The organism is Desulfovibrio mangrovi, assembly GCF_026230175.1.
GTDB lineage: Bacteria > Desulfobacterota > Desulfovibrionia > Desulfovibrionales > Desulfovibrionaceae > Halodesulfovibrio > Halodesulfovibrio mangrovi.
This window is the reverse complement of record NZ_CP104208.1, coordinates 3,862,067-3,885,992: the sequence shown is the minus strand read 5'-3', so window position 1 is coordinate 3,885,992 and position 23,926 is coordinate 3,862,067. Positions and strand designations below refer to the sequence as shown.

The window sequence follows — 23,926 nt, the reverse complement described above, 5'->3', positions numbered from 1 at the left end:
GTGCGCTACCGCGCTGCACAGTTCTAAAAAGTCACCATCGACGCCTTTCGCAGCAATCCAGACTCACGACGGCAGGAAGCTAGGCCTGCCGCATGGCTTCCAGTATGGCGTGTGCCGCGGAGACAGGATCATCCGATCCGGTTACCGGGCGTCCCACCACAAGGAAATCCGACCCTGCCTGCACGGCCTGCGCCGGCGTCATGGTCCTGCGCTGGTCATCGCCAAGCGCTACGGGGCGTATTCCAGGAGTAAGACATAAGTAACCATTTCCACAACTATTTTTTATGGCGGCAACCTCGTGGCCGGAACAGACAACACCGTGAATGCCCCAACGGCTGCCCGCCGAAGCCAGTTGCAGAACCGTTTCCGACAGGGATGTGCTGAAGCCCTGCGGCAGGTCTTCCTGCGCCATGGAGGTAAGCACGGTCACGCCGAGCAGAAGAGGAGCAGCGCCGGAACCGGCAGCGCCTTCCTGCAGGCCTTCCATGGCTGCGCGGGCCATACGCTCGCCGCCCATGAGATGGATATTCACCATATCCACCCCGTGCCGCACGCTGGAGCGCACCGCACCGCGCACAGTATTGGGGATGTCGAAAAACTTCATGTCCAGAAAGACCTTGAAGCCCATATCCTTGATGCGGGAGATGAGCGACGGGCCTTCGGCAGTAAAGAGCTCCAGCCCTACCTTCATCCACACATCCGCGCCCTTCAGGCGTTCCGCCATGGCAAGCGCGCCGCGCGCGTCCGGATAATCAAGCGCAATGACGAGATCAGCCATTGTCCCTCCAGCCCTTCATGATGCTGCTGACAAGTGCCGGATGGCAGGCGGGAGACAGGGTGGCCGCAAGATAGGCGCTGCGCAACTCGTCATAGGCCCGCTCAAGGTCGTCGTTCACGATCCATGCGTTGAACCAGTGAGCCTGCTGCATTTCCTTTTCGGCATTGGCAAGCCGCTTGATGATGGTGGCTTCTGAATCAGTCCCCCTGCCGTGCAGACGGCGTTCCAGCTCATTGCGGGAAGGCGGCAGGATGAAGACGTAGCACCCCTGCTTCAGGCTGCCGTGCAGCTGGCTGGCACCCTGCACGTCGATGTCGAAGATGATGTCCTTGCCGGCGGCAAGTTTCTGCAGGGTTTCTTCCTTGGGGGTGCCATAATAGTTGCCGTGCACTTCTGCCCATTCGGCAAAAAAGCCGGCCTTCTGCTTTTCGGTGAATTCCGCCTCGGTCACGAAAAAATAGTCCTTACCGTGCTCTTCGCCATCGCGGGGCTGGCGGGTGGTGTAGGAAACCGAAAACTCGAAGCGGGGAAATTCCTTGAGAAGACGCCTGGTCAGCGTTGTCTTGCCAGTACCGGAAGGCGCGCAGAGTACCAGTACGATGCCCGTACGTTCAGCTTCCATCCTGTCCCTTCTGGACATGGACGCGCCCTTTTCCTGTTTTCCGGTTGCGTCTTGCGTGTCAGGCACCATTATGCCTCATCCTCCTGTATGAATCGTTGACCTATGGTTTCCGCCTGTATGGCGGAGAGAATAACATGGTTCGAGTCGGTAATCACTATGGATCGCGTTTTTCTGCCCTGCGTGGCGTCCACCAGCCTGCCCTCCGCCCTTGCGTCCTCACGCACGCGACGCATGGGGGCGGATGTGGGGCTGTAGATGCCTATGACACGGCTTGCCACCACAAAGTTGCCGAACCCGATGTTGAGTAGCCTGTTTCCCTTCATGCAGGCTTACTCCAGATTCTGAACCTGTTCGCGGCACTTTTCCATTTCGTTCTTGAAATCCACCACGATGTGGGAAATCTGGGGATCCTGAATCTTGTTGCCGCAGGTATTGATCTCGCGGAAGCACTCCTGCAGCGTAAAGTCGAGACGCTTGCCAGCATCGCCGCCGGACTGCATGAGCTCGCGCAGGCGGACAAGGTGGGTGTTCAGGCGGGTAATCTCCTCGCTCACATCCAGCTTGTCGGAAAGCAGGGTGATTTCCTGCAGGAAGCGCTGTTCCTCAAGCTCAACCTCATTGCGGGAAAGCACGTCACGCAGACGCTCGCGCACCAGTGCGAAGCGATCTTCCTTGATCTGGGGAGCACGTTCGCTGATGATGGCGGTCCATTCCTCCATGCGGGCAATACGCTCCAGCATGTCCTTTTCCAGTGCCACGGCTTCCGCCTCGCGGGAAACGTTCCAGTCCTGCAGCGCCTCGGCAAGACCGTTTTCAAGGCTGGCCACGAAGGCTTCGTCCAGTTCGGCACCGCTGTCTTCCCACAGGAAGCCCATGCCGAGCAGACGGTTGTAATCCGGCGCAAAGGCATCGCCCCTCGACGAAGCGAAGGAAGCAAGCTGGTCCATCATGGCACCTGCCTGCGAGGCGTTGAAGGTCACTGCCATCAGTTCGGCCTTATGCACCTGCAGATTCAGGGACACGTCCACCCTGCCGCGGGTGGCGAAACGACGCACGACCTTTTCAAAGCGCGCCTCGGCAGACCGCACCATAACAGGCAGCCGCCATTTTACGTCCAGATGGCGGCTGTTCACACTGCGCACTTCCCAAGTCATGGTAAAGCCGTCGCCTTCCATGAAACAACGTCCGAAACCTGTCATACTTCTCAGCATTGCGAGCCTCTTGATACGGTAACGCCCTGCATCGGCAGGGCGGAAAAATTCTAAAATGATGCATGCACATATGGTGTGCAGCAGGACTGCTGCAACCGGACCGGCCATGATCGGACAGATGCATGGCGTCCGCAAAAAACGCCGCATGCAATAACGGTACGCCCCGATACGCTACAACGCACCTTTGTTCAAGTCCGTACCGTACACCATGCGGCGGCATATGGCAAAGACTACAGCGGACGTACCAGCAGGCCGCGCTTGCGAACCTTCACGGCAACAGCCCTGACGATATTGCGCTGCGCTGCTCCGAGCGGCAAAAGCGAAAACTGGCACTCGGTGTAAAACTGGGAAATGCCGCTTTTCGTCTCCTCCGACTGCAGCACAACGTCCAGCGGAGTTTCATTATCCACAAGCCATTGCAGGAAGGCAGCCTTCTTTTCAGCAACAATCTCACGCACGGCCTTGGCACGCGCCGCCTTGGTCTGCTTGTCCAGCTGGTCCGGCATGGCGGAAGCCGCCGTACCGGGGCGACGCGAATAGGGGAACACATGGGCGTAAGTGAGGGGCATGGCCTTCACCACCTCCAGCGTCCGGGCAAACTCGTCTTCCGTTTCACCGGGAAAACCCATCAGGATGTCCGCGCCGAGACCATACACCGGCCATACGCCGCGCAGACGCTCCAGAAATTCCAGAAGCGGGGCCACGTTGTAATGCCCGCGTCCCATACGCTTGAGTACGCTATCACTCCCGGATTGCATGGAAATATGCAGCTGCGGCGCAATGAGCCGCGATGCCGACAGTGTTTCCAGCGCACGGTCGTTCAACTGCCCCGGCTCAAGAGACGAAAGGCGGAAGCGAGCCTCGCCTGCCCAGTCCGGCCCCAGCGAGGATTCCAAAGTCGACACGAGATCCCAGAAATCCGGCGTATAGGAAAGATCCTTGCCGAACTGCCGCAGATTCACACCGGAGAGAATGATCTCGCGGAATCCGGCCTCCAGCAGGGAGCGGGATTCGGAAACAATATCCGCGATGGAGCGGGAACGCGAACGACCGCGGGTAAGCGGCACGATGCAGTAGGTGCAACGGTGCGAACAACCGTCCTGCACCTTCACAACGGCGCGGGCACGGTTGTAGCCGCTGATGGAAAAAGCGGGAAAGGCATCCGCACCGTCAGCAGTTTCCAGCTTGAGAGGCCATGCCTTCAGAGATGCCTTGGCTTCCTGCGGCACCACCTCCACTACGCCGGGCAGGGTTTCAAGCTCCTTGCCCATGACCTGTGCGGCACAGCCCGTAATGATGATGCGGGCATCGGGGTTGGCTCTGTTCGCCTGCCGTACCACAGAGCGCAGTTCGCTCACCGCCTTGGCGGTGACGGCGCAGGAGTTGACGAGCACCACGGAGGCATCCTCCGCAGCCTGCACCTCGCGGAAACCGCGACGCACCCAGACCTCGCGCAGAGCCTGTGTTTCGTACTGATTTATCTTGCAGCCATGGGTGGCCATGTAGAAGGTGTGAAAATCACTCATGGGATATCCTGAAGCTGAAGGATCGCTGACGTCTCACCGCCCTCCTGAAGGTATCCGGAAAACGGTGCGGAAGCGATACGGGCGGAACAGGAACCCTGTTCCCTGCTACGCAAACTGAAGCCCGCAGGTTCAGCTTCGGTTTTTTGGGATTGCGGTTTCCGGCGCTGCATGAAGCCAGCAAGCCGGGCTACCCGAGATGAATCTGTCGCAAGTCCGGCCTCGGGCAACGCCTTACGGCAGAGTAGCGATAAACGAAACGGTGTCAACTGTACAGAACAGGACAGAGCAGCAAAACACCGTGCAGCGCAAAAAAGCGGCGATCATGATCGCCGCTTCACGTTTCTTATTCTTACTGCACAGAGCCGCTCGCCTCACCTGAAGGCATGAGCACCATTCCGCGCAGCCTGTCGTAGAACCAATCTTTCTGCACGTCGTCACGCTCTTCGCCGAAACGAAGCGTGGTCACGGCCAGCCGCCCCACGACGGCGCGGCCATCGACGCCTTTCCATGTGGTACGAGCTCCCCACACATCATGCAGAAGCAACGGCTCGCCGGTCACAGGATCAGGCCCGATATACAGTCCGATATGCCCCTTGAACCAGAGCAGGGTGTAATACGGAATGCCCGCTTCAAGAATCATGGCGCGCTTTACCGCCGCACTTTTTCCTTCCAGCGAAACAGGGGTTCCCACTTCCTTGCCCTGCTGGCTGGAATTACGGGGCAACCAGATACCGAAAGGCGCAAAGAGGTCGCGCATTGCTGCCGAACAGTCCCGGTTTTCAAGCAGCCCGCCCCAGCCGTAGGGCTGACCCATCATCACATCCGCAAAGCGGGCAAGAGCCTGCGCCGAAAGCGGCTGGGGCATGAGCCCCATCGCCGTAAGAGGCAACCTGACAGATACGGCGATGGCATCGCCTTCGACCGTACGCAAGGGCACAAGCACGGGCAACGCCTGTACGCCGCCACCCTGCTCTGCAACCACACCTTCGGCAGCCTGTGCCGACTCCAGCATCATGGCGCTGACAGAAACCGGGAACACGGTTCCCAGATGGGCCATACCGGCAAAGGCTCCGGCATCCGTGCGCAGAACAATCCTGTCGTGCAGGGCTGCTGCATAAATGCCGGTCATGTAGGCCGTCCTGAACGCCTCATCCGTCCAGCCGACAGCATCGGCCGGCACCCAGCCATAGGTCATGCCCGCCTCGGCAAAGTACCATGCCCCGTCAGCGGAAGCGTGTGTCACGAGCAGGGGGGTGCCAATCCACACGGCAGAGTTCTGCATGTAATCAAAGGGATACCCTTCTCCGGCCTTGGCCGGATCATAAAAAAAGGGCTTGTCCGTGGGCATGACCCGGAAGGAGGTATTGCGCGTGGCAATGGCATGCCGCGCCATGGAGGGATAGGAGCTTTCCAACTGCATGGCCACAAGAGCCTCCCAACGAGGCAGGGACCAGGGCTGCAGGTTTTCTCCGAACCCTTTCTTCCGGCCGAAGGTCGCCGTTCCCCAGAAAGCGACCTCGGGCGCAAGCGTGGCCTTGCCGTTACGCCACGGGCCGAAAAACTTTTCCATATACCGGGCCTGCAAGTCCTTCTGGACCTCAGGGGTGACAAGAGGTCGGCCGGATTCATCCGGCAGGTAGGCTGCAGCGCGCTGCTGCAGTTTTTCAAGGTCGGCAATGCCTTCCCTGCGGGCACCGCAGGCACAGAGAATAAAACATGCCGCAAGAATTGCGACCAAACGCAGATACCGTGCACCATTCATACAAATTCCTCCGCGCAGGCGGATCAAAAAATACACATCTGGTTGTTATTGCTTCAGAGACAGGCGATCTGCACCCGTCACCCAGCCCATTTGCCCATTTGCCCATTGTCGCCTGTCATCCCGAAACGCCGCCTTGCCTTCTGCCCCCGCAGACAACGCATAAGCCGCGCCACCACAACATCGGACGCCGTTCATGTTGCAATCAGAGCATGCTCTGCCTGTCTACTGCGACCAAACGGTCATTGCAGCACCATCTCTCCGGCGGCAGCACGCCGCACCTGCAATCCGGCATAACGCCCGGTACTCCCCCCGACACTCCCCCCGGCATCTTCAGGCGATTCCAGCAGTAAAAGCCCATAAACCCCGGCCACACACTCACTGTCCCTGCGGGCATCCGCCGCCCATGCGCGGGCCTCTGCCTCGCTGTCGGAAAGAAAGTACTCAATCTCTCCGTCAGGCCAGCGGCACTGCACCAGAAAATCCTGCATCGTCCCCCCATCATTTTTCACGAGATCCACTGCCGGCGGCAACACAACACCTTGTACAAAATGTGCAAAGACTGTTGCACACATCGCAGAACCGCGCCAGAACAATCCGCTTCTAAAAGTCCTTGCCCGCCCAGATAACCCTGCCGATAACCTCCCAGTTCAGCGATTCGTCGGAGACATCGACTTCGATATCCTGATAGGAAAGCTCACGGTTATCGCCCCGGAAAAGATATCTGCCCGGAGCACGGGAAAAACGCTTCACGTAAATTTCATCATGCACGCGGATCACATAAATCCGGTCTTCCACGAGCTCCTTATCCCGTTCATTAACCAGACACATGTCACCGTTGTGTAAGGTGTTTTCCATGGAGCGGCCCATGACTTCCATGATCCGTAACCGCGACGTATCCGCCGTCTTGCGCGTCAGCCAGTCCAGCCTGAATGCGTAGACTCCTTCTCCCTCGCCACCCGTTTCCAGCGAACCGCCACCGGCACTGGGGCGCGCCTGCGCTTTCTCCACAAAGACGAAGGATTCCAGCAGATCCGCCTTCGCCTGAGCGCCCGCAGCCTTGTCTCCCAAAACAGCTCTCCCGCCGGAGGAACCATAGGGCGCAAGGGTTCGCTCCTGCATCGGCAGTCCCGGCCCGGAACCTCCTTGTGTCCAGCCGCCTTCCACAATGGACTCCAGATGCTCCGTCACCCTGTTCAGGTTGGTCCTGCTGGGGTGCCTCTCGCCATTCTTCCAGGCATAGACGGTCCGTTCGCTGACCCCGGCAATACGCGCCAGTTCGGCGATGCCGCCGACCAGCCCGATGGCCTCGGCTATGAATTCCCGAATGCGCCAGTCTCCACTGGCTGTGCGAATATTGTTCATATGTTGAGATGATAGCGCATTACGGGCAGAAGTAAATACCCATTCCGAACATTATCGCACGACACCTTGACGTTTCTGTGCGAATAATGAAATATATGTGCAAGCAATACAGGCAAAGCGTTCCAAAGTCGCACAAGATGTGCACAAATACATACACCAAAGCAGAACCTATATCTAACAGCGAGGAGTTTATGCATCCACATCACATGCCGGAGCACGACCATATCGCCTGCAGTGTCTGCGGACGCATCTTCACGCGCCCGTGGAACATGATGCGGGAAGGCACGCAAACCTGCGCCACCTGCGTACGCCCGCAGGCCTCACGGGGGGGATACGAGCCCATGGTCCAGATCGAATCCGGAGAGCATCAGCGCTTGCTCCACCTCTACTATGCACTTTTCGAGCACGAGATGACTCCATCCGCGCAGACCTCCACGGCCCTTTATCAGGCCATTCAACGCTGCAACAAATACTTTGAGGGAGGCAGTTCATGCCATTAGTCACCTGCCAAACCTGCGGCAAGGAGTTTCAGGCCAAACCCGGACGCATTGCCATGGGCAAGGCGAAATTCTGCTCCCGAGCCTGTTCGGCCGCCTCCCGGCGGGCAACAAAGCCAATTCCCTGCGAATGGTGCCAGCAACCCATGGTTCCCAGACGCGGCAACCAGAAGTTCTGCTCACGCGCCTGCTCAGCTGCCGCCCTGCATGCTGCACAGTATCGCAAACTCCCGGATCAGCGGGAATGCAAACAGTGCGGAACAGGCTTTGCTCCGGCCACGCTGACGGAACACTACTGCTCCAACCGCTGCCGCAAGGCAGCACGGCTCGGAGGCGGCCCATCATTCGGTCTGTTTGAAGACCCATGGGCCAGCGGCGCCATACCGCCGGACCGGTACGGCAGAGACTTGTACCGCACACCGGACATCGGGCTGGGCTTCTGAGCCTGCCCAGGACCGCACTCCCGGGCCAAGGTGCCGGACGGAGGCACGCTGCCGCTCATCCGAACGCTCCGAACTATCGAACAAACCGCACAACCGGCTGGGCAGGCCGATTGGCGCTGGCAACGCCCCTTACCCGCCGAACTGCAACCGGCGAAACGATATCATATTGACCGAGGAAGCCACCGTCTCACCGGACACACTCACAACTTGAACGGTGCGACAATACAGACAACGCTGCAAAAGCCGGACACAGATCGAATCATCCGGCAACAGAGAAGGATAGGCCATGATCGCAACAAGGCTGCAACAGGGATCGCCCAGTATCAACAGGGCAACCCTCATGGGAAAGGTAATGGACACACCGCAGATCAGACAGGACGCACAGGGCGAATTGGCTATCGTCCTGCTACGCGTACAGGAAAGCATGGTCTATAACGACAGCATGCTCCAAGGATTCTCCGGCAGACAACCCTGTTCATCCCATCCCGACAGACACCATGCCCTGCCGTTGCTCGTACGGGGCCTTGCAGCACAATGGTGTGCAGAAAAGCTGAGGACGGGGGCACTCGTTATGGCTGAAGCACGAATCACTCCACTGGGCGTTACGGAGACGGGCGCCTGCCTCACCATGCTGGAAGCGGACCATCTTCAGCTTGTGTCGAACGCCCCTTTCCTCCTTGCCGCGCAGAGAAGCATTCCCCCTGTATGCGCCACATTCCGCAACGCGGCCTTTATGGCAACCGCACACAGTCTGCGAACCAATTAGAGAACAGCCATGTATACACCAAGCCACTTCCGCATAAAGGCCATCGAAGGCATGAACTGGCTCCCTTTCGATATAGGCAATCATGAGAAGGAAACAAGGGGAGTGCAGATCATCGCAGCAGGCACGCCCGCCCCGCAGGTAAAGGAAAGGGGAACAGGCGATAGACAAGAAAAGACAGAGGTGCCGGATGCATAGGTCAGCCTCTCGCTGCGACAGCCTGCCGCCGCAGCAAACGACGTTCGGCAGACCGGGTGCCCAGCCTGCATGGCCGTTTACCGAACTGGAGCGGGGGGGCGAGCGAGATTTTGAACGGCCTCATGATGAATCCCATCGGCACCCGACGGGCATGCCCGTGCATGCCGCCGTCCCTGTTTTCGTGGGATTGCAGGCAATAGGCAAAGCGGTAGGAGCCGGCCCGCAAACCATTAAACGCTGGATACGGGAAGACGCTTTTCCCGCCCGCCGCTGCTCGGACGGCATTTACCGGGCATCAGCGGAAAGCATTCTGGAGTGGTTCAGACCGCCCTACCCCGGCATACCGGATAGCCAGCTCGCCAAGGGAGTCAGGAAGGACAACGCCCAAACGGGCCCCGGAAAATCCTCCGGCAGCACCCCCCAGGCTGGCGGCTCAAGAAGGCTGCATTGATAGGAAGGGCAGAACCGGCGTTTCACGCCCCTCCATCGTCCCGCACACACGGCAACAAAAAAGGGCAGCGGAAATCCGCTGCCCTGTTTCGTCACAATACGGCGGCTACTACAGGGTGCAGCGCAGTACCTTCACGCCGTCCTTGAACAGCACTTCCATCTTATCGGGACGGGTAACGCCCTGCACTTCGCCCATGCCGAAAGTGGGATGGTCAACGATATCACCGGGCGCAAAACTCTCACGCATGCTGTAGGGACGCGCCTCACCGACTCCCTTGGAGACGATGACCGACTTCCACGCAATCATCACGGCTTCCGCTTCCTGCTGAGCGCGCTGGTTGGCGCGAGTCTGAGCGGCCTTCTTGGCAGCCTCGGAACGTGCCTGCGACACGGCCTGCTCTCTGGATTCACCGGGGCGCACCCTGCGAACACCGGAGGTCTCGGACTTCAGCTTGGGCTTACGAATCTCTCTGTATTTATGGACACTGCCGCAGGCCTGACACTCAACCTTGACGATGGCATCGCCCACCATAGCCACGATGATGTGGCCGGTGATATCGCTACAGCGGGAACAGGTTGTTTCAATGCGGCCGCCAGCAGACAGTTCTTTCGTCATCATATTCTCGATCTCTTTGGCTGTGATGCAAAATTTGTATCAACGGGAAGAAAAAAGCCACAGGCCGAACCTGCGGCAAATGTCAGTTACGCGAAGGGGGGGACAATACAGATTTGCCCCCTGCATGGCAACCCCGAAAGAGAGGACGAAAAAACCAGCCGTTACGCCTTCTGCGAAACGGGATGCATTAGGGAAATGAGAAGAACAGGTTACGGCTCCGGGCTCGAAGGGACTTAAGAATCAGGAGGCCACACTCTCCCGGCAGTCGTCTGCGTCAAGCATTCCCCTGCACGCCTCGGTCAGGTCGTCAATACGGTGGGCAATCCCAACGCTATGGACGAACTCCTCGTGCAACTGCGGCAACAGGTAATCCTCGTGAATAATGCGCAACTGGCGTTCCAGCACATTGGCCACATGAACAGCAGCAAGGGGGGTAAAGACGCCCTCGTCGGAAATAACTGGCGCATCATGCCGAAGCACGGCCTCAACCACCGGCGCAGGCAGCCCCCAGAGTGCAAGCAGATAGGCTCCCATCTCGGCATGTGTTGTTCCGAAAACTCGCTGTTCAGCATCAAGAATATAGAATCCTTCCTCGCGCACCAGCTTCAACACCTCTGCATATTCCTTCTCGAAACGGGTAAGGAGCACCAGCTTACCCACATCGTGCAACAGGCCGCCGATAAAGGAGTAATCTATCATTTCCTTGCTTGCCTGACACTTGGCGGCAATACACCGAGCCAGATGCCCTGTGTATGTGCTGTGCTGCCACAGCAATGAGGCATCCACCTTGAGGGAGCTATTGACATGAAACTTCTTTACCAGAGCGAGTATCAGCATGAGACTTTTTACGGTTTCTGTCCCCAGCAGCACAACGGCCTGATGAGGGCTGGAAACATGTCTGCGGAGCCCGAAGAAGGACGAATTCACCAGCTTGAGCAACGAAACGGTGAGCCCCATGTCCTGTTCAATGATATCACCAAGATACTGCAAAGATGGATTTTCTTTACCAAGTTCAGCCTCTAGCGCCTGGTAGACTTCAGGAAGGGAAGGCAGCGCTTCCACATCGGAAAGAATGGAACGCACACGATCATTGCCAAGCACGCCACGCAACTGCATGGAACGCTCGACAACCTCTTCCAGTTCCTTGTGGTTGCATGGTTTGGAAAGAAATTGATGGGCGGGCTTCACCGTCTTCATGATCATGGCCTGATCGGAGTAGCCCGACAGAATGATGCGCAGCATGTGCGGGTAGCGCTGCTGCACCTCAGCCAGCAGATCTCCCCCGTCCATACCCGGCATGCGCATGTCCGAAATGATTACATCAAAGGTTTCTCCGGCCAGCATGCCCAACGCTTCAACAGCGTTTGTCGCATAGGCCATATGCCACTTGTCTCGCAAGGAGCGCAACACAAGGCGTAATCCGTTCAGCACATTGGGTTCGTCATCAACAAACAGGACTCGCAGTTTCATCTCGGCAAACTCCCCTCAGCACGTCCTCAAGCTAGAGGTCACATCCCGCACCGCCAAGCCATCACGCCTCCCGCGCCATGATGAGCCACCCTGTAACGATTGTCCTTACACCTTACCAATAAGTCAGGATACTATGGAAGCAACATTATTAAAAAAACGAAAACGTCCGGCAATTGCCGGACGTTCCTTTCAATCCTTGCCTTCCGCATAGGGAAGGAGAGCGGTATCCCATTCCAACCTAGGTGGTTACCTCTATCCTCCTGGGCTTGGCCGCCTCTGCCCGCGGCAGAAAAAGATCCAGCACGCCGTTACTGATCGACGCCTTAACCTTGTCCTTGTCCACCATGTCGGTCAGCGTGAAGGTACGTACATATTCCACCGGACCAAACTCGGTATGAATACGGCGCATTGCAGAGTCTGACTGCCTTTCGACCTTGCCGGTAACCTTCAGTTCATTTTCCTCGATCTCAATGGCCAGCGCTTCCTTCACCACACCCGGAATATCCATGATGATGTGGAAGCCATCTTCACGCTCAAGAATATCAGAAGCGGGAACAATACGCCGCAGTGCCGTTTCGGTCTTTGCAACTTCGTTTGTCATGTCCGGCCTCCTTATACGTCAATCGCCTTGCTGTCAGCGGCGGTTATGGAAATCTTACGCGGCTTCACGCCTTCCGCCTTGGGAAGGACAACCTTCAGAATGCCGTCGGCTCCGGAAGCCATTACCTTGTCGCGTTCTACAGGAACGTTCAGGGACACAACCCTCTGAAATGTTCCGGCAGGGCATTCCTGTCGCAGATAGCGGCCTTCTGCGGCGTTGCGCACACACTTGATGACAAGACTTCTCTCCGTGAGGGTCAGTTCCACTTCCTTGGGGTCAACTCCGGGAGCAAGAATCTCAACGTAATAGTTCTCTTCGTCTTCTGCGATATTAAGCAGGGGGTACGTAGCGCCGCCCGTTCCCACTCTGCGGAAGCGGGCCACATCGTCAAAGAAGCGCTCAACCTCTCTGGGGAAGTCATAGAAAGAACTGAAATCGATAACCATGGGCACCTCCTTTGAGCCCCTCTTCGGGAGCTCGATTTGCTTTTTTCGTTCTTGAAGTAATACCCATTAAAAAACTGTCAACACATCATTAGCGCTTTATTACATAATGTTACCCTGTGGAAAACATTCCACAGCCAAAAATTATCGTCGCTTCAAGAGTTTTCCGGCGAATACCGGAGATGCCATTTTTTCTTGCGGGCCGGGGCGTGACGGTATACCCAAAACGCGCGGGGAAGCTCCCCGCAAACTTTCGCGACAGGGAGAATTCATGCAAATCACCGTTGAAATCGGCACCAAGGAACAACAGCAGGAAATAATCAATGAGCTCGGTATGCTGGGAGAAGCCTCCAAGCATTACACCATGGCGTTCCGCATCAAGGAAATCATTGTTCCCAAGGACTTCGATGCCACGGTAACCGAGCTGCAGAAGGCAGGCACCTACAAATCCATTCCCGGCATGGAGCCCGTCTCCAAGGCCATATTCACCCCGCAGGGTCATGTGCTGCTCTTCCATCCCAACATCTTCTCCACCGCCTACGACAATCACATCCGCTACGCCATTTACTGGCACGAATTCACCCTGCTGGTGAACAAGGGGCACTTCCCCGTACTCACCCGTCATAAGCTGGACAGGTACGCCAACTACTTCATGAACCTGTACCAGCTGTACGACCAGTACACCGCGGCCAGAAAGTCCTTTGAGTTCCGCGATGCCGTACTGCGTGAAGTACTGAAGGAAGAACTTTCCGACCTTGCCAAGGAAGACCTTGAGCGTTCCCTGCTGGGCAGCCTTGCCATCATCCGCAACAAGGCGGAGTACTACGACTGGTTCCGCTTCCAGATCATGGAGTACCGCGAGAAACAGAATATCAACGATTTTCTGGGAGCGGTACGCGGGAAAATCGCGCAGCTTTCCTACGCAATCATCTTTGCGTATGCGACCATGGACCACTACGAGTCCCTGCGTGAAAAGGAATCGCTGATTGCGGAAGCCCCCATGCTGGACAACAACACCCGGGCCTTCCTCGAGTATTTCCGCTACAAGTTTCAGGAAGACGCCGTTGACCTTTCCGACGGCATCGACCTTATGGAAGCGTTCTGGGCCAACTTCGGCATCCGCTTCAAGGATGGCGAAAAGTGCATGGAATGCGAGGTGGTCGACATTTAGCAGGGCGCAGCCTCGTACCTTGAGGCCCCCATATGCCTTCCCCATGCAACAGAAGGGGCGGAGCTTCCAAACAGCTCCGCCCTTTTTTACGACTAATCAGGAATCGTTCTGCATTTGGGGTGGCCTAATGCGATTACTGTATTATAGTATGCGTCCACGCAGTTATCGTGCGCTCCCGTTGGGGCATCCCCTCAACGGAACGCTGTGCTGCAAACAATGAATCACAGGAAACGCATGCGGAACAGACTGATCATACTCGCCCTGCTTCTCGCCGCAGTCGGTGCGGGCGCATGGTATTGGCAATCAGGCAGGACATCGCAGGAAACCAAGGTGCTGGAAACAGCCCGCCTCACCAAGGGGACCGTCCGCGCCACGCTTGAAGCCACCGGCATCATCAAGCCCGAGGTGGGAGCCATAGTCAAAACCGGCAGCCGCGCCACCGGCCTCATCAAGCAGATGTATGTCCGCGTGGGCGACAGCGTAAAGAAAGGCGACCTCATCGCGGAAATCGATGACCGCGAACAACAGGCCAGCCTTGCCGAAGCCGAAGCAGCCCTGCGCAAAGCGGAAGCCGAACTTTCCCGTGTGGACACGGTGTATCCCCTGCAGATCAATGAAGCCCGTGCCCAGTTGAAAGCATCACAGGCCGAGGCCGAATATCTGCAACTCAGCCTGAAGCGTAAAATGAAACTGGTGGAACAGAAGCTGGATTCGCAGGACAGTCTGGACGACGCCAACCAGAAATTCACCGTTTCAAAGAATACCCAAAAGGCGCGTAGCGCCACCCTCAAGCGGCTTGAAACCGAGTACCGGCTTGAGAGCACCAAGGCCCGCGAAGCCGTTGCCGCAGCGCAGGCAACCCTCAAGTCCACGCAGGTACGCATCACCTATACGACCATATACGCCCCCATAGACGGCGTTGTCAGCCAGGTGGCCGCCCAGACGGGTGAGACCGTGGTGGCGGGGCTGGAAGTGGCCAACCTCATCACCATTCTTGACCCGACCCGACTTGAGATGTGGATTTACGTGGATGAAACCGACGTGGGCCGCATACGCCCCGGCATGCCCGTGGAGTTTCGCGTAGACGCCTACCCCGGCCGCATCTTTGACGGCACCGTGAACCAGATTTATCCGGAACCGGAAATCCGCGACAACATCGTTTATTATCAGGCACTTGTCCGTCTGACACCGGAAACAGCTTCCGAGCTGCGGCCCGAAATGACCACCCAGTGCACCGTGGTTGTGGAGGAAAAGAAGGACGTGCTCGCCCTGCCCAACGATGCGCTCAAATGGGTGGACGGCGAACAATACGTCTTCGTCAAGGCAGCCGGAGGAGGCATCAGGCAAGTCCAGCCCAAGCTCGGCCTGCTTGGACAGACGTCCAGCGAAGTGCTTGAGGGGCTCTCCGAAGGCGACGAGCTGGCCGTCAAGATCGTCCTGCCCACAGCGTCCGCCAGAAAGAAGACCCCCTGATGACCAGCAAAGCGCCATACGTTGTGCGGACCGAGGCCCTGACCCGCACATTCCGGCAGGGGGACCTGACCGTGGAGGCGGTAAAGCCGCTTGATCTGTGCATTGGTCACGGAGAGCTGGTGGCCATTCAGGGAGTTTCGGGATCGGGCAAGTCCACCCTGCTGCACCTGCTGGCGCTGCTCGATTCCCCCACTTCCGGCCACTATTATCTTGATGGAACGGATACGGCAGGCATGGATGACGACACCCGCAGTGCCGCCCGCAACACCCTTGTGGGCATGGTGTTCCAGAGCTTTTATCTCATTCCCTACGCCTCGGCGCTGGATAACGTGATGCTCCCAGGCCTGTATGGCGATGCGAGCGGCAAGTTCCTGCGTGAACGGGCCGAAGCCCTGCTCGAACGTGTAGGGTTGGCGGACCGCATGCACTTCAAGCCTTCAAGCCTGTCCGGCGGCCAGCAGCAACGTGTGGCGCTGGCCCGCGCCCTGCTCAATGACCCGCCCCTGCTGTTGGCCGATGAGCCTACGGGCCAGCTGGACACAGCCACCGGCAAGGATATTCTGGATCTCTTCGAATCCATCAACGCGGCGGGCAAGACGATCATCATCGTCACACACGATCCGGAAACCGCAACCAGAGCCGCAAGGCGCATTGAATTCGCCGACGGACGCATCGTTTCCGACACCACGTCCTGACAGCGGGCATGTCCACCGGCCCCCAAGTCCCCATGACGACTCCCGGCATATACCGGTCAACGCTACCGATCATCACCCCGGTTGCGGGGACCTCGCCTGCCTGCACTATCCTTTTTCATTTTTTTTCATAATCATGTGACCTCTGTACGGATGCCAACGTATACATTATTGGTGAGGACCATCCTGCGGACAGACAGGTCCGCGAGAAATTACTCCGGCAGACAGGCGGTGCGCGGCAATGCCCCCCTATCCTGCCGGAACCAATGTTTTTATTACGGAGATACCCAATGACGTTTGCCAGATTGCTGCTTGTTGCCATGTTGATGCTGTCTCTTGCCCTGCCCCTCGCCGGCTGCAAGGAAGAAGGCCCCGCCGAGAAGGCCGGTAAGAAGATTGACGAAGCCATGGATTCCGCCAAGGAAGGCGCGAAAAAACTGTTTGAATAGCCCTCAGGTTCAGTCCGCACTGACCGATAGAGGTTTTAACGACGTTAAGGGTATGCACACTATATCCCTTCACATAGTTGAGGGTGATCCCGAAGCGCCTGATCGCACTTTCATCCTGCCGCATTATTCGCCACACTAGCGGCGAGATGTGGCCGGGGGCCCATCCGAAGCAAAAGGCCGGAACAATTCCGGCCTTTTCTTTTGCTCTCTGCGCCGCACAAACAGGCTCCAGCCAAGCCCCGCCAAAACAAGCATTCAGCACACCAGACAAAGAGCGCCACACCACCGCGACAAAGTCACACCGTTATAATGTTCTGTCCCATTGCGTTCTTCTCATTGTCGAACTTGACAATAATGAAAAACACAAGATAAAGGTTGCCCATGAACACCCATACCGCATGCGCCTCTGCGCTATTCTTTTTTGGCTTTTACTTTTTTAGCGGCACGATTGCCTGCGGGACCCGGGTGTGCGCCTCAAGGCGCTGCTAAAAAGTAGCTTCACGAACACCCCGAAGGGCCGCAGGCAACACCTGCGGCCCTTCTTGTTTTTTCGGGCTTGCAACAAGAGGAGGAAACATGCTCGGACTCGGCAGTTGGGACACGGCGCTGGCTTTCTGGCTGTGCATAATTTCGGCAATTGGCTGCGTGGCATACGGCTTCATCAACTGGAATAACACCGGTACGCCCGACACCATTTCCATAGACGACGTGCTGCCGGACGGCAGTTGCGATGACGACAGATAGGGAGATAACAGCATGACAGCCAAACTGCTCACCACGCTGGTCTACTTCGGCATTGTCTTCTACCTCGGCTACAAGGGCTGGAAGGAGACCAAGGGCGCCAGCGACTACATGCTGGCAGGCCGCCGCGTGAACCCCTTCGTCATGGCCATGTCCTACGGGGCCACCTTCATTTCCACCTCCGCCATCATCGGCTTCGGCGGCGCAGCCGGTCTCTTCGGCTTTCCGTTGCTGTGGCTCACGGTGTTCAATCTTGTCTTCGGCATCTTCATCGCCATGATCTTCTTCGGCAAACGCACCCGCCGCATGGGACTTGCTCTCAACTGCCACACCTTCCCCGAGCTGCTCGGTAAACGCTATCAATCCAGATTCATTCAGGGCTTCACCGGCGGCGTTATCTTCATGTTCATTCCCGTCTATGCCGCTGCCGTGCTCATCGGCATATGCCGCATGGTGGAAGTCTCCCTCGGCCTGCCCTACACATGGGTGCTGATCGGCGTAACCGCCATCATCGCCCTGTACGTCATCACGGGCGGCATGAAGGCCGTCATGTACACGGACGCATTTCAGGGCACCGTCATGGCCGTGATGATGCTCATTCTGATCTACTACACCTATTCCATGCTCGGCGGTGTGACGGAAGCCCACCAGACCCTCACCGACATGGCCCACCTGATGCCGGAAAAGCTGCAGAAGGGCGGCATGCTCGGCTGGACGCAGGGAGCCGTGCCCTACTCCCCGTTGTGGCTGACCATCTACACCACCATCGTCTACGGCGTGGGTATCGGCGTACTTGCCCAACCCCAGCTTGCCGTACGCTACATGACCGTTCCCGGTGACCGCGAGCTGAACCGGGCCGTACTCTACGGCGGCATCTTCATCCTGCTGATGACGGGCGTGGCCTTCACCGTAGGTGCCCTTTCCAACGCCGTGTTCTTCAAGGAATTCGGCAAGATCAGCATTGCCATGGCAGCCGGCAACATTGACAAGATCATTCCCACATTCATCGAGACCATGATGCCCTCGTGGTTCTCCGCCGTGTTCCTGCTGGCCATGTTCGCCGCAGCCATGTCCACCCTTTCCAGCCAGTTCCACGTGGGTGGCACCTCGCTGGGCCACGACATCTATGCCCGCGCCATGCGCACCCGCGTGCGCGCCGCAGGGAATTCCATGGCCGTGAACCAGATGGGCGTAGTCATCACCATTCTCGCCGCTCTCGTCTGGGCATGGGTCCTGCCGGAATCCGTCATCGCCCGCGCCACGGCGTTCTTCTTCGGCCTGTGCGGTGCAGCCTTCCTGCCGTCCTACCTGCTCGGCCTGTACTGGAAGGGCATGACCAAAGCCGGTGCCAAGGTCTCCATTATCGGCGGCTTCATGACCTCCATGTTCTGGCTGCTCTTCATCCACGAAAAGGAAGCCGCCTCCATAGGCCTGTGCCAGTTCCTTTTCGGCAAGACCACGCTCGTTGCCGATGCGACCAAGGGCAGTTGGCTGTTCCTGCTCCAGTGGGTAGACCCCAACGTGGTGGCCCTGCCTTTCGCCTTCCTGCTCGCATGGGGCGTAAGCGCATTCTCCACCAGCCTTGCCGACGAACACGTGGAAGCCTGCTGGCAGAACTGCTAACCATCCATACTCAACCGAATAAGGGGGGCGCGGCAACGCGCCCCCCTTTCTGTTACCGTACTTACGGTAACCGGCAGCAGCTCCATCCCGTTAGCTGCTTGCCCCAAATGCAGTATTAACCACCGCACTCAGGAGTGATACGTCATTATTTTTCATATCCACAACAAATTCCGGCTTGACAAATTTGAAAACAGCCGCGTAAACAACATCCCTATGAACACCCTTACCGCACGCGCACTTGCGCACTTCGCATTCAGCTTCTTTTTTAGCTTCTTCTTTAGCGGCTTGATTGCCTGCGGACCCCGGGTGTGCGCGACCACGCGCTGCTGAAGAAGAACTAGAACCAAGGCACCCACAAGGGCCGCAGGTGAAAACCTGCGGCCCTTTTTCGTTGTAACGGCGTTAACCCTGAGGAGGAAACATGCTCGGACTCGGCAGTTGGGACACGGCACTGGCCTTTTGGCTATGCATCATTTCGGCAATAGGCTGCGTGGCATACGGCTACATCAACTGGAATAACACCGGCACGCCGGACACCATTTCCATAGACGATATTCTGCCTGACGAAGGCGGAGACAACGCATAGGGAGCAACACCATGACCGCCAAGCTGATTACCACGCTGGTCTATTTCGCCATCGTTTTCTATCTCGGGTACAAGGGGTGGAAGGAAACCAAGGGAGCCAATGACTACATGCTGGCAGGCCGCCGCGTGAACCCCTTCGTCATGGCCATGTCCTACGGGGCCACCTTCATTTCCACTTCCGCCATCATCGGCTTCGGCGGCGCGGCAGGGCTGTTCGGGTTTCCCCTGCTCTGGCTCACCGTTTTCACACTGGTCTTCGGCATCTTCATCGCCATGGTCTTCTTCGGCAAACGCACCCGCCGCATGGGGCTTGCCCTCAACTGCCACACCTTTCCGGAACTGCTGGGCAAACGCTATCAATCCAGATTCATTCAGGGCTTTACCGGCGGCGTGATCTTCCTGTTCATTCCCGTCTACGCCGCTGCCGTGCTCATCGGCATATGCCGCATGGTGGAAGTCTCCCTCGGCCTGCCCTACACATGGGTGCTGCTCGGCGTAACTGCCATCGTGGCGCTCTACGTCATCACGGGCGGCATGAAGGCCGTTATGTATACGGATGTCTTTCAGGGTACCATCATGGCCGTGATGATGCTGGTACTCATCTGCTACACTTACAGCCTGCTCGGCGGCGTGACGGAAGGTCACCAGATGCTCACCGACATGGCCCACCTGATGCCGGAAAAATTGCAGAAAGGCGGCATGCTCGGCTGGACGCAGGGAGCCGTGCCCTTCTCGCCCCTGTGGCTGACCATCTACACCACCATCGTCTACGGCGTGGGTGTGGGCGTGCTTGCCCAGCCGCAGCTTGCCGTGCGCTTCATGACCGTACCCGGCGACCGCGAACTGAACCGGGCCGTGCTCTACGGCGGCATTTTCATCCTGTTGATGACGGGCGTGGCTTTCACTGTCGGCGCCCTTTCCAACGCCGTGTTCTTCAAGGAATTCGGCAAAATCAGCATAGCCATGGCCGGTGGCAACATTGACAAGATCATTCCCACATTCATCGAAACCATGATGCCCTCGTGGTTCTCCGCCGTGTTCCTGCTGGCCATGTTCGCCGCAGCCATGTCCACCCTTTCCAGCCAGTTCCACGTGGGTGGCACCTCGCTGGGCCACGACATCTATGCCCGCGCCATGCGCACCCGCGTGCGTGCCGCAGGAAATTCCATGGCGGTGAACCAGATGGGCGTGGTCATCACCATTCTCGCCGCCCTCATCTGGGCATGGGTGCTGCCGGAATCCGTCATCGCCCGCGCCACGGCGTTCTTCTTCGGCCTGTGCGGTGCAGCCTTCCTGCCTGCCTACCTGCTCGGCCTGTACTGGAAGGGCATGACCAAAGCCGGTGCCAAGGTCTCCATCATCGGAGGCTTCATGACCTCCATGTTCTGGCTGCTCTTCATCCATGAAAAGGAAGCTGCTTCCATAGGTCTGTGCCAGTTCCTCTTCGGCAAGACCACGCTCGTTGCCGACGCGACCAAGGGCAGCTGGCTGTTCCTGCTCCAGTGGGTAGACCCCAACGTGGTGGCTCTGCCCTTCGCCTTCCTGCTCGCATGGGGCGTAAGCGCATTCTCCACAAGCCTTGCCGACGAACACGTGGAAGCCTGCTGGCAGAACTGCTAGCTCTCCAAGGAAATCGACAATCGAGAAGGGCGCGGCAACGCGCCCTTCATCATTTAAAACGGAATCTGGTGCATGCTGCCCAACAGCTCATATGTACTGCAAAAGAACGGGGCTGCGGAAACGACAACCTACCGGCAAGCTTCCTCATGATTGTTTGACGCATCAGTCCGACGATTCCGCTTGCGGTTCTGCCGCAGATGATTACCATATGCCGATCAACATCCTCCAACCTCCCACCGTTGCAGCACGCCACGAACCATGAAGACTCCGCAAACCGCCACAACCTTCCGCACCGGACTCCGCCAGCGTCTGCGCCTCTTCTGGCGCATACAGGGCATGGCCCTGAACGTGCTGTGGGCCTACAAGCTGCGCTCAGTCTTCGTCATCACGGCCATTGCGCTGGGTATCGCCTCGCTCACGGTCATCATCGCCGCCCATGACGGTGCCAACCGCAAAGCGGACGAAATCACGCAGTCATTCGGGCCGGACGCCCTGCTCATTCTTGGCGGCGACATAATCAATCGGGCAGTGGGCCAGCGTTTCAAGACACTCACGTGGGATGACGCGGAACGCATCCGTCAGTCACTGCCGGGCACCTATCTTGTTGTCCCCATGCAGGTATCGGGAGCAACAAGCATCAGCCACGGCAACAAAAAGTGGGATATTGGAAACACCATCGGCGCCACGGAGAACTACGGGGAATCGTGGAACTGGCCCCTTGCCGAAGGCCGTGACCTTTCCGCCGGAGACGTTGAGATGGGCGCCCGTGTCTGCCTTCTGGGCGAGACCGTGGCAAAGGAACTGTTCGGCAACGCCAGCCCCGTAGGCAAAAGCGTCTTTCTGAACCGAATTCCCTTCACCGTAGCAGGCAAACTCACCCCACGCGGCATTGCCGGAGGCGGGGCCAATCTGGATGACCGCGTCATCATCCCCCTGACCACCATGGTTCAACGCTTCGGCGTGGACCGCCGCTACTTCCGCGCCCTGCGCATCAAATTCCATGACGCCGAACACATGGAAGACAACATCATCAATCTGGAGAGCCTGCTCCGCCACCTGCACGGGTTGCGGGAAGGCGAGCCCAACGACTTCACCATCCTTTCCGCCGCCGAGGTGCAGAAATTTCTCGCCATGATCAAGGGCGGACTGACCATATTTCTCGGCATTACGGCTGCCGCCGCCATTCTGGTAGGCGGCTTCGTGCTGGCCAACCTCTTCTACCTCTCCGTGTCCGAACGCACGCGCGAAATCGGCCTGCGCCGCGCCATGGGAGCCGACAGGCAGGCCATTGTCACCCAGTTTCTCATTGAAGCCGTGGCGCTGACAGTGCTCGGAGCCGTGGTGGGCGTTTTTCTGGGCCTTGCCATGGGCCAGATGCTGGCCCGGCTCGGCCTCATCGAAATCCGCCTGTCGTGGAAGATCTTCAGCTACGCGATGCTCTCCGCCACGCTGGTGGGCGTTATTTTCGGGCTGCGGCCCGCGCGACATGCCGCCGACATGGACCCCATACGTGCCCTGCGGGGAGGCGATTAGCCATGAGCACCGCCGCTTCCATGCTGCACACCCTGTTCGGCGGCCTGAAAATCGCCCTGCAGGCGCTTGCCACCCACAAGTTGCGCACGGCCCTTGCCATGCTCGGTGTATTCCTCGGCGCACTGGCCCTTACCGGCGTCATGCATGTTTCCAAGGCCATGGTACAAAAGGCGGAAGAAGAGACCGCCAAGCTCGGCCCCAACCTGTTTGTAGCCATGTCCGGCAAGGTGCGCTTCGTCCATAGCGGCTCCGTCCGCTTCGGCAGCGAAACCACCACATTCACCCTCGCCGATGCAGAAGCCCTGATCAGCGGCGTACCGCAGGTACGCGTCGGCGTTCCCTTTGTAAGAAAGAACATGCCGGTTCGCTTTCAGCGCACCACGACCACAGCCCAGCTTGTGGCCACGGCTCCCGCGTATACCGCTGTACGCTCCGTAGCTCCGGCCACTGGCCGCTTTATTTCGCGGAATGACGTGGAGACACGGGCCAAGGTTTGCGTACTGGGCAAGACCATTGCGGAAAAGCTCTTCGGCAAGCCCGAGCTGGCATTGGGGCAAACCGTATTTTTCTACCGCGCGGGCCTCGAAGTGATAGGCGTCATGGAAGAGAAGGGCCGCGACCTTTCCGGCACCGATCAGGACGAGCAGGTATTCGTCCCCGTCACCACCTACATGCGGCGCATGAGCAATCAGGATTACATCTCCGGCGTCTACATGACCCTGTACGACGGCGCGGATACGACGGCCGCCAAGGCTGAGACAAAAGCCCTGCTCCGTGCACGGCACCAGATAACCGATCCAGCCCGCGACGATTTCGCCGTGCTCACGGCCAGTGACGCGGCCATACTGCAGACTCAGGCTCTGGACCTCGTGTGGACACTGGGCGTCATGAGTTCCGGCATTTCCTTCATGGTGGGCAGCCTCGGCATTCTGTCCATCATGATCCTGCTGGTACGCTCACGCAGGCTGGAGATAGGCATACGCCGCGCCGTGGGAGCCAAACGCCGTTCCATCGTGCTGCAATTTCTTCTGGAAGCCGGTCTCATGTCTGGCACTGGCGGCCTTCTTGGTGTATGCGGAGCTCTGCTCTGCGTGACCGTGGTATATCGCATAGGCAACTTCCCCTATGTATATGACCCGCTGCTGATTGCCATGTCCTGCGGCGCTTCCGTCCTGTTCGGTCTCATTGCCGGAGCCTATCCGGCATGGAAGGCTTCCCGCGTGGAAGTGCTGGACGTGCTGCGCAGCCACGAAACCTGATGACGCATTTACGACAACTCCAGTCCCGCACCGCTCAG

Annotated in this window: 28 protein-coding genes; 16 read left to right on the top strand and 12 right to left on the bottom strand. The window is 58.2% G+C overall.

The window, feature by feature from the left end:
- Nucleotides 1-79: 79 nt before the first annotated feature.
- From pyrF to N1030_RS17365, 8 genes are all read right to left on the bottom strand, one after another.
- Nucleotides 80-778 carry an orotidine-5'-phosphate decarboxylase gene (gene pyrF / locus N1030_RS17400; protein WP_265826853.1) on the bottom strand — a complete coding sequence of 233 codons (699 nt, stop codon included), beginning with the start codon at nucleotides 776-778 and terminating at the stop codon, nucleotides 80-82.
- Nucleotides 771-1,400 carry a guanylate kinase gene (gene gmk, locus N1030_RS17395; protein ID WP_265829101.1) on the bottom strand — a complete coding sequence of 210 codons (630 nt, stop codon included), beginning with the start codon at nucleotides 1,398-1,400 and terminating at the stop codon, nucleotides 771-773. The genes pyrF and gmk overlap by 8 nt, the downstream gene beginning before the upstream one ends.
- 68 nt (nucleotides 1,401-1,468) lie before the next feature.
- Nucleotides 1,469-1,723, bottom strand: a complete 255-nt coding sequence (locus tag N1030_RS17390) for a DUF370 domain-containing protein (protein WP_174404627.1) — start codon at nucleotides 1,721-1,723, stop codon at nucleotides 1,469-1,471.
- A 6-nt stretch (nucleotides 1,724-1,729) separates the two neighbouring features.
- Nucleotides 1,730-2,611 carry a YicC/YloC family endoribonuclease gene (locus N1030_RS17385; RefSeq protein WP_265826851.1) on the bottom strand — a complete coding sequence of 294 codons (882 nt, stop codon included), beginning with the start codon at nucleotides 2,609-2,611 and terminating at the stop codon, nucleotides 1,730-1,732.
- A 230-nt stretch (nucleotides 2,612-2,841) separates the two neighbouring features.
- Nucleotides 2,842-4,137, bottom strand: a complete 1,296-nt coding sequence (gene mtaB, locus N1030_RS17380; RefSeq protein ID WP_265826849.1) for a tRNA (N(6)-L-threonylcarbamoyladenosine(37)-C(2))-methylthiotransferase MtaB — start codon at nucleotides 4,135-4,137, stop codon at nucleotides 2,842-2,844.
- A 349-nt stretch (nucleotides 4,138-4,486) separates the two neighbouring features.
- Nucleotides 4,487-5,899 (bottom strand): SH3 domain-containing protein, encoded by a 1,413-nt coding sequence (locus tag N1030_RS17375; RefSeq protein WP_265826848.1) that lies wholly within the window; start codon nucleotides 5,897-5,899, stop codon nucleotides 4,487-4,489.
- A gap of 239 nt (nucleotides 5,900-6,138) precedes the next feature.
- Nucleotides 6,139-6,387 (bottom strand): hypothetical protein, encoded by a 249-nt coding sequence (locus N1030_RS17370; protein ID WP_265826847.1) that lies wholly within the window; start codon nucleotides 6,385-6,387, stop codon nucleotides 6,139-6,141.
- 112 nt (nucleotides 6,388-6,499) lie between these two features.
- Complete coding sequence (locus N1030_RS17365) at nucleotides 6,500-7,261, bottom strand: S24 family peptidase (RefSeq protein WP_265826845.1); 762 nt, start codon at nucleotides 7,259-7,261, stop codon at nucleotides 6,500-6,502.
- Nucleotides 7,262-7,452: 191 nt separating this feature from the next.
- Between N1030_RS17365 and N1030_RS17360 the strand changes: the two genes are divergently transcribed.
- The 5 genes from N1030_RS17360 (at nucleotide 7,453) to N1030_RS17340 (ending at nucleotide 9,613) form a co-directional block, all read left to right on the top strand.
- Nucleotides 7,453-7,761 carry a hypothetical protein gene (locus N1030_RS17360; RefSeq protein WP_265826843.1) on the top strand — a complete coding sequence of 103 codons (309 nt, stop codon included), beginning with the start codon at nucleotides 7,453-7,455 and terminating at the stop codon, nucleotides 7,759-7,761.
- Entirely contained in the window at nucleotides 7,752-8,201 is a 450-nt protein-coding gene (locus tag N1030_RS17355) for a hypothetical protein (RefSeq protein WP_265826842.1), read from the top strand. The genes N1030_RS17360 and N1030_RS17355 overlap by 10 nt, the downstream gene beginning before the upstream one ends.
- A 286-nt stretch (nucleotides 8,202-8,487) precedes the next feature.
- Nucleotides 8,488-8,967: a hypothetical protein gene (locus tag N1030_RS17350; RefSeq protein WP_265826841.1), complete on the top strand. Its 480-nt coding sequence runs from the start codon at nucleotides 8,488-8,490 to the stop codon at nucleotides 8,965-8,967.
- Between the two features lie 9 nt (nucleotides 8,968-8,976).
- A complete protein-coding gene (locus N1030_RS17345; protein WP_265826840.1) occupies nucleotides 8,977-9,162 on the top strand; it encodes a hypothetical protein in 186 nt (61 codons plus the stop codon).
- A complete protein-coding gene (locus tag N1030_RS17340; RefSeq protein WP_265826839.1) occupies nucleotides 9,155-9,613 on the top strand; it encodes a hypothetical protein in 459 nt (152 codons plus the stop codon). Before N1030_RS17345 ends, N1030_RS17340 begins: the two co-directional genes overlap by 8 nt.
- Nucleotides 9,614-9,721: 108 nt before the next feature.
- Here N1030_RS17340 and N1030_RS17335 read toward each other — a convergent pair whose 3' ends face one another.
- The 4 genes from N1030_RS17335 to N1030_RS17320 all read right to left on the bottom strand — a co-directional run bounded on the left by N1030_RS17335 (nucleotide 9,722) and on the right by N1030_RS17320 (nucleotide 12,745).
- The gene (locus tag N1030_RS17335; protein WP_265826837.1) at nucleotides 9,722-10,231 is read right to left on the bottom strand and encodes a hypothetical protein; all 510 of its coding nucleotides are present in this window, start codon (nucleotides 10,229-10,231) and stop codon (nucleotides 9,722-9,724) included.
- Between the two features lie 237 nt (nucleotides 10,232-10,468).
- Nucleotides 10,469-11,698, bottom strand: a complete 1,230-nt coding sequence (locus N1030_RS17330; protein WP_265826836.1) for a response regulator — start codon at nucleotides 11,696-11,698, stop codon at nucleotides 10,469-10,471.
- Nucleotides 11,699-11,936: 238 nt separating this feature from the next.
- Nucleotides 11,937-12,299 carry an Hsp20/alpha crystallin family protein gene (locus N1030_RS17325; RefSeq protein WP_265826834.1) on the bottom strand — a complete coding sequence of 121 codons (363 nt, stop codon included), beginning with the start codon at nucleotides 12,297-12,299 and terminating at the stop codon, nucleotides 11,937-11,939.
- 11 nt (nucleotides 12,300-12,310) lie between these two features.
- The gene (locus N1030_RS17320) at nucleotides 12,311-12,745 is read right to left on the bottom strand and encodes an Hsp20/alpha crystallin family protein (protein WP_265826832.1); all 435 of its coding nucleotides are present in this window, start codon (nucleotides 12,743-12,745) and stop codon (nucleotides 12,311-12,313) included.
- A 268-nt stretch (nucleotides 12,746-13,013) separates the two neighbouring features.
- Here N1030_RS17320 and N1030_RS17315 point away from each other — a divergent pair, with 268 nt between their 5' ends.
- The 11 genes from N1030_RS17315 to N1030_RS17265 all read left to right on the top strand — a co-directional run bounded on the left by N1030_RS17315 (nucleotide 13,014) and on the right by N1030_RS17265 (nucleotide 23,888).
- Nucleotides 13,014-13,913: a hypothetical protein gene (locus tag N1030_RS17315; protein WP_265826831.1), complete on the top strand. Its 900-nt coding sequence runs from the start codon at nucleotides 13,014-13,016 to the stop codon at nucleotides 13,911-13,913.
- A gap of 234 nt (nucleotides 13,914-14,147) precedes the next feature.
- Nucleotides 14,148-15,386 (top strand): efflux RND transporter periplasmic adaptor subunit, encoded by a 1,239-nt coding sequence (locus N1030_RS17310; protein WP_265826830.1) that lies wholly within the window; start codon nucleotides 14,148-14,150, stop codon nucleotides 15,384-15,386.
- The gene (locus tag N1030_RS17305) at nucleotides 15,386-16,081 is read left to right on the top strand and encodes an ABC transporter ATP-binding protein (protein WP_265826829.1); all 696 of its coding nucleotides are present in this window, start codon (nucleotides 15,386-15,388) and stop codon (nucleotides 16,079-16,081) included. Before N1030_RS17310 ends, N1030_RS17305 begins: the two co-directional genes overlap by 1 nt.
- Nucleotides 16,082-16,368: 287 nt before the next feature.
- Nucleotides 16,369-16,527 carry a transport-associated protein gene (locus tag N1030_RS17300; protein WP_265826827.1) on the top strand — a complete coding sequence of 53 codons (159 nt, stop codon included), beginning with the start codon at nucleotides 16,369-16,371 and terminating at the stop codon, nucleotides 16,525-16,527.
- Between the two features lie 83 nt (nucleotides 16,528-16,610).
- Complete coding sequence (locus N1030_RS17295; protein WP_265826826.1) at nucleotides 16,611-16,967, top strand: hypothetical protein; 357 nt, start codon at nucleotides 16,611-16,613, stop codon at nucleotides 16,965-16,967.
- A 136-nt stretch (nucleotides 16,968-17,103) separates the two neighbouring features.
- Nucleotides 17,104-17,271 carry a symporter small accessory protein gene (locus N1030_RS17290; RefSeq protein WP_265826825.1) on the top strand — a complete coding sequence of 56 codons (168 nt, stop codon included), beginning with the start codon at nucleotides 17,104-17,106 and terminating at the stop codon, nucleotides 17,269-17,271.
- Between the two features lie 12 nt (nucleotides 17,272-17,283).
- The gene (locus N1030_RS17285; RefSeq protein ID WP_265826823.1) at nucleotides 17,284-18,891 is read left to right on the top strand and encodes a sodium:solute symporter family protein; all 1,608 of its coding nucleotides are present in this window, start codon (nucleotides 17,284-17,286) and stop codon (nucleotides 18,889-18,891) included.
- A gap of 421 nt (nucleotides 18,892-19,312) precedes the next feature.
- On the top strand, nucleotides 19,313-19,477 hold the full coding sequence (locus N1030_RS17280; RefSeq protein ID WP_265826822.1) for a symporter small accessory protein: 165 nt from the start codon (nucleotides 19,313-19,315) through the stop codon (nucleotides 19,475-19,477).
- An 11-nt stretch (nucleotides 19,478-19,488) separates the two neighbouring features.
- Complete coding sequence (locus tag N1030_RS17275; RefSeq protein WP_265826821.1) at nucleotides 19,489-21,096, top strand: sodium:solute symporter family protein; 1,608 nt, start codon at nucleotides 19,489-19,491, stop codon at nucleotides 21,094-21,096.
- Nucleotides 21,097-21,354: 258 nt separating this feature from the next.
- Entirely contained in the window at nucleotides 21,355-22,629 is a 1,275-nt protein-coding gene (locus N1030_RS17270; RefSeq protein WP_265826819.1) for an ABC transporter permease, read from the top strand.
- Nucleotides 22,630-22,631: 2 nt separating this feature from the next.
- Nucleotides 22,632-23,888: an ABC transporter permease gene (locus N1030_RS17265; protein WP_265826818.1), complete on the top strand. Its 1,257-nt coding sequence runs from the start codon at nucleotides 22,632-22,634 to the stop codon at nucleotides 23,886-23,888.
- The last annotated feature ends 38 nt before the right edge of the window (nucleotides 23,889-23,926 follow it).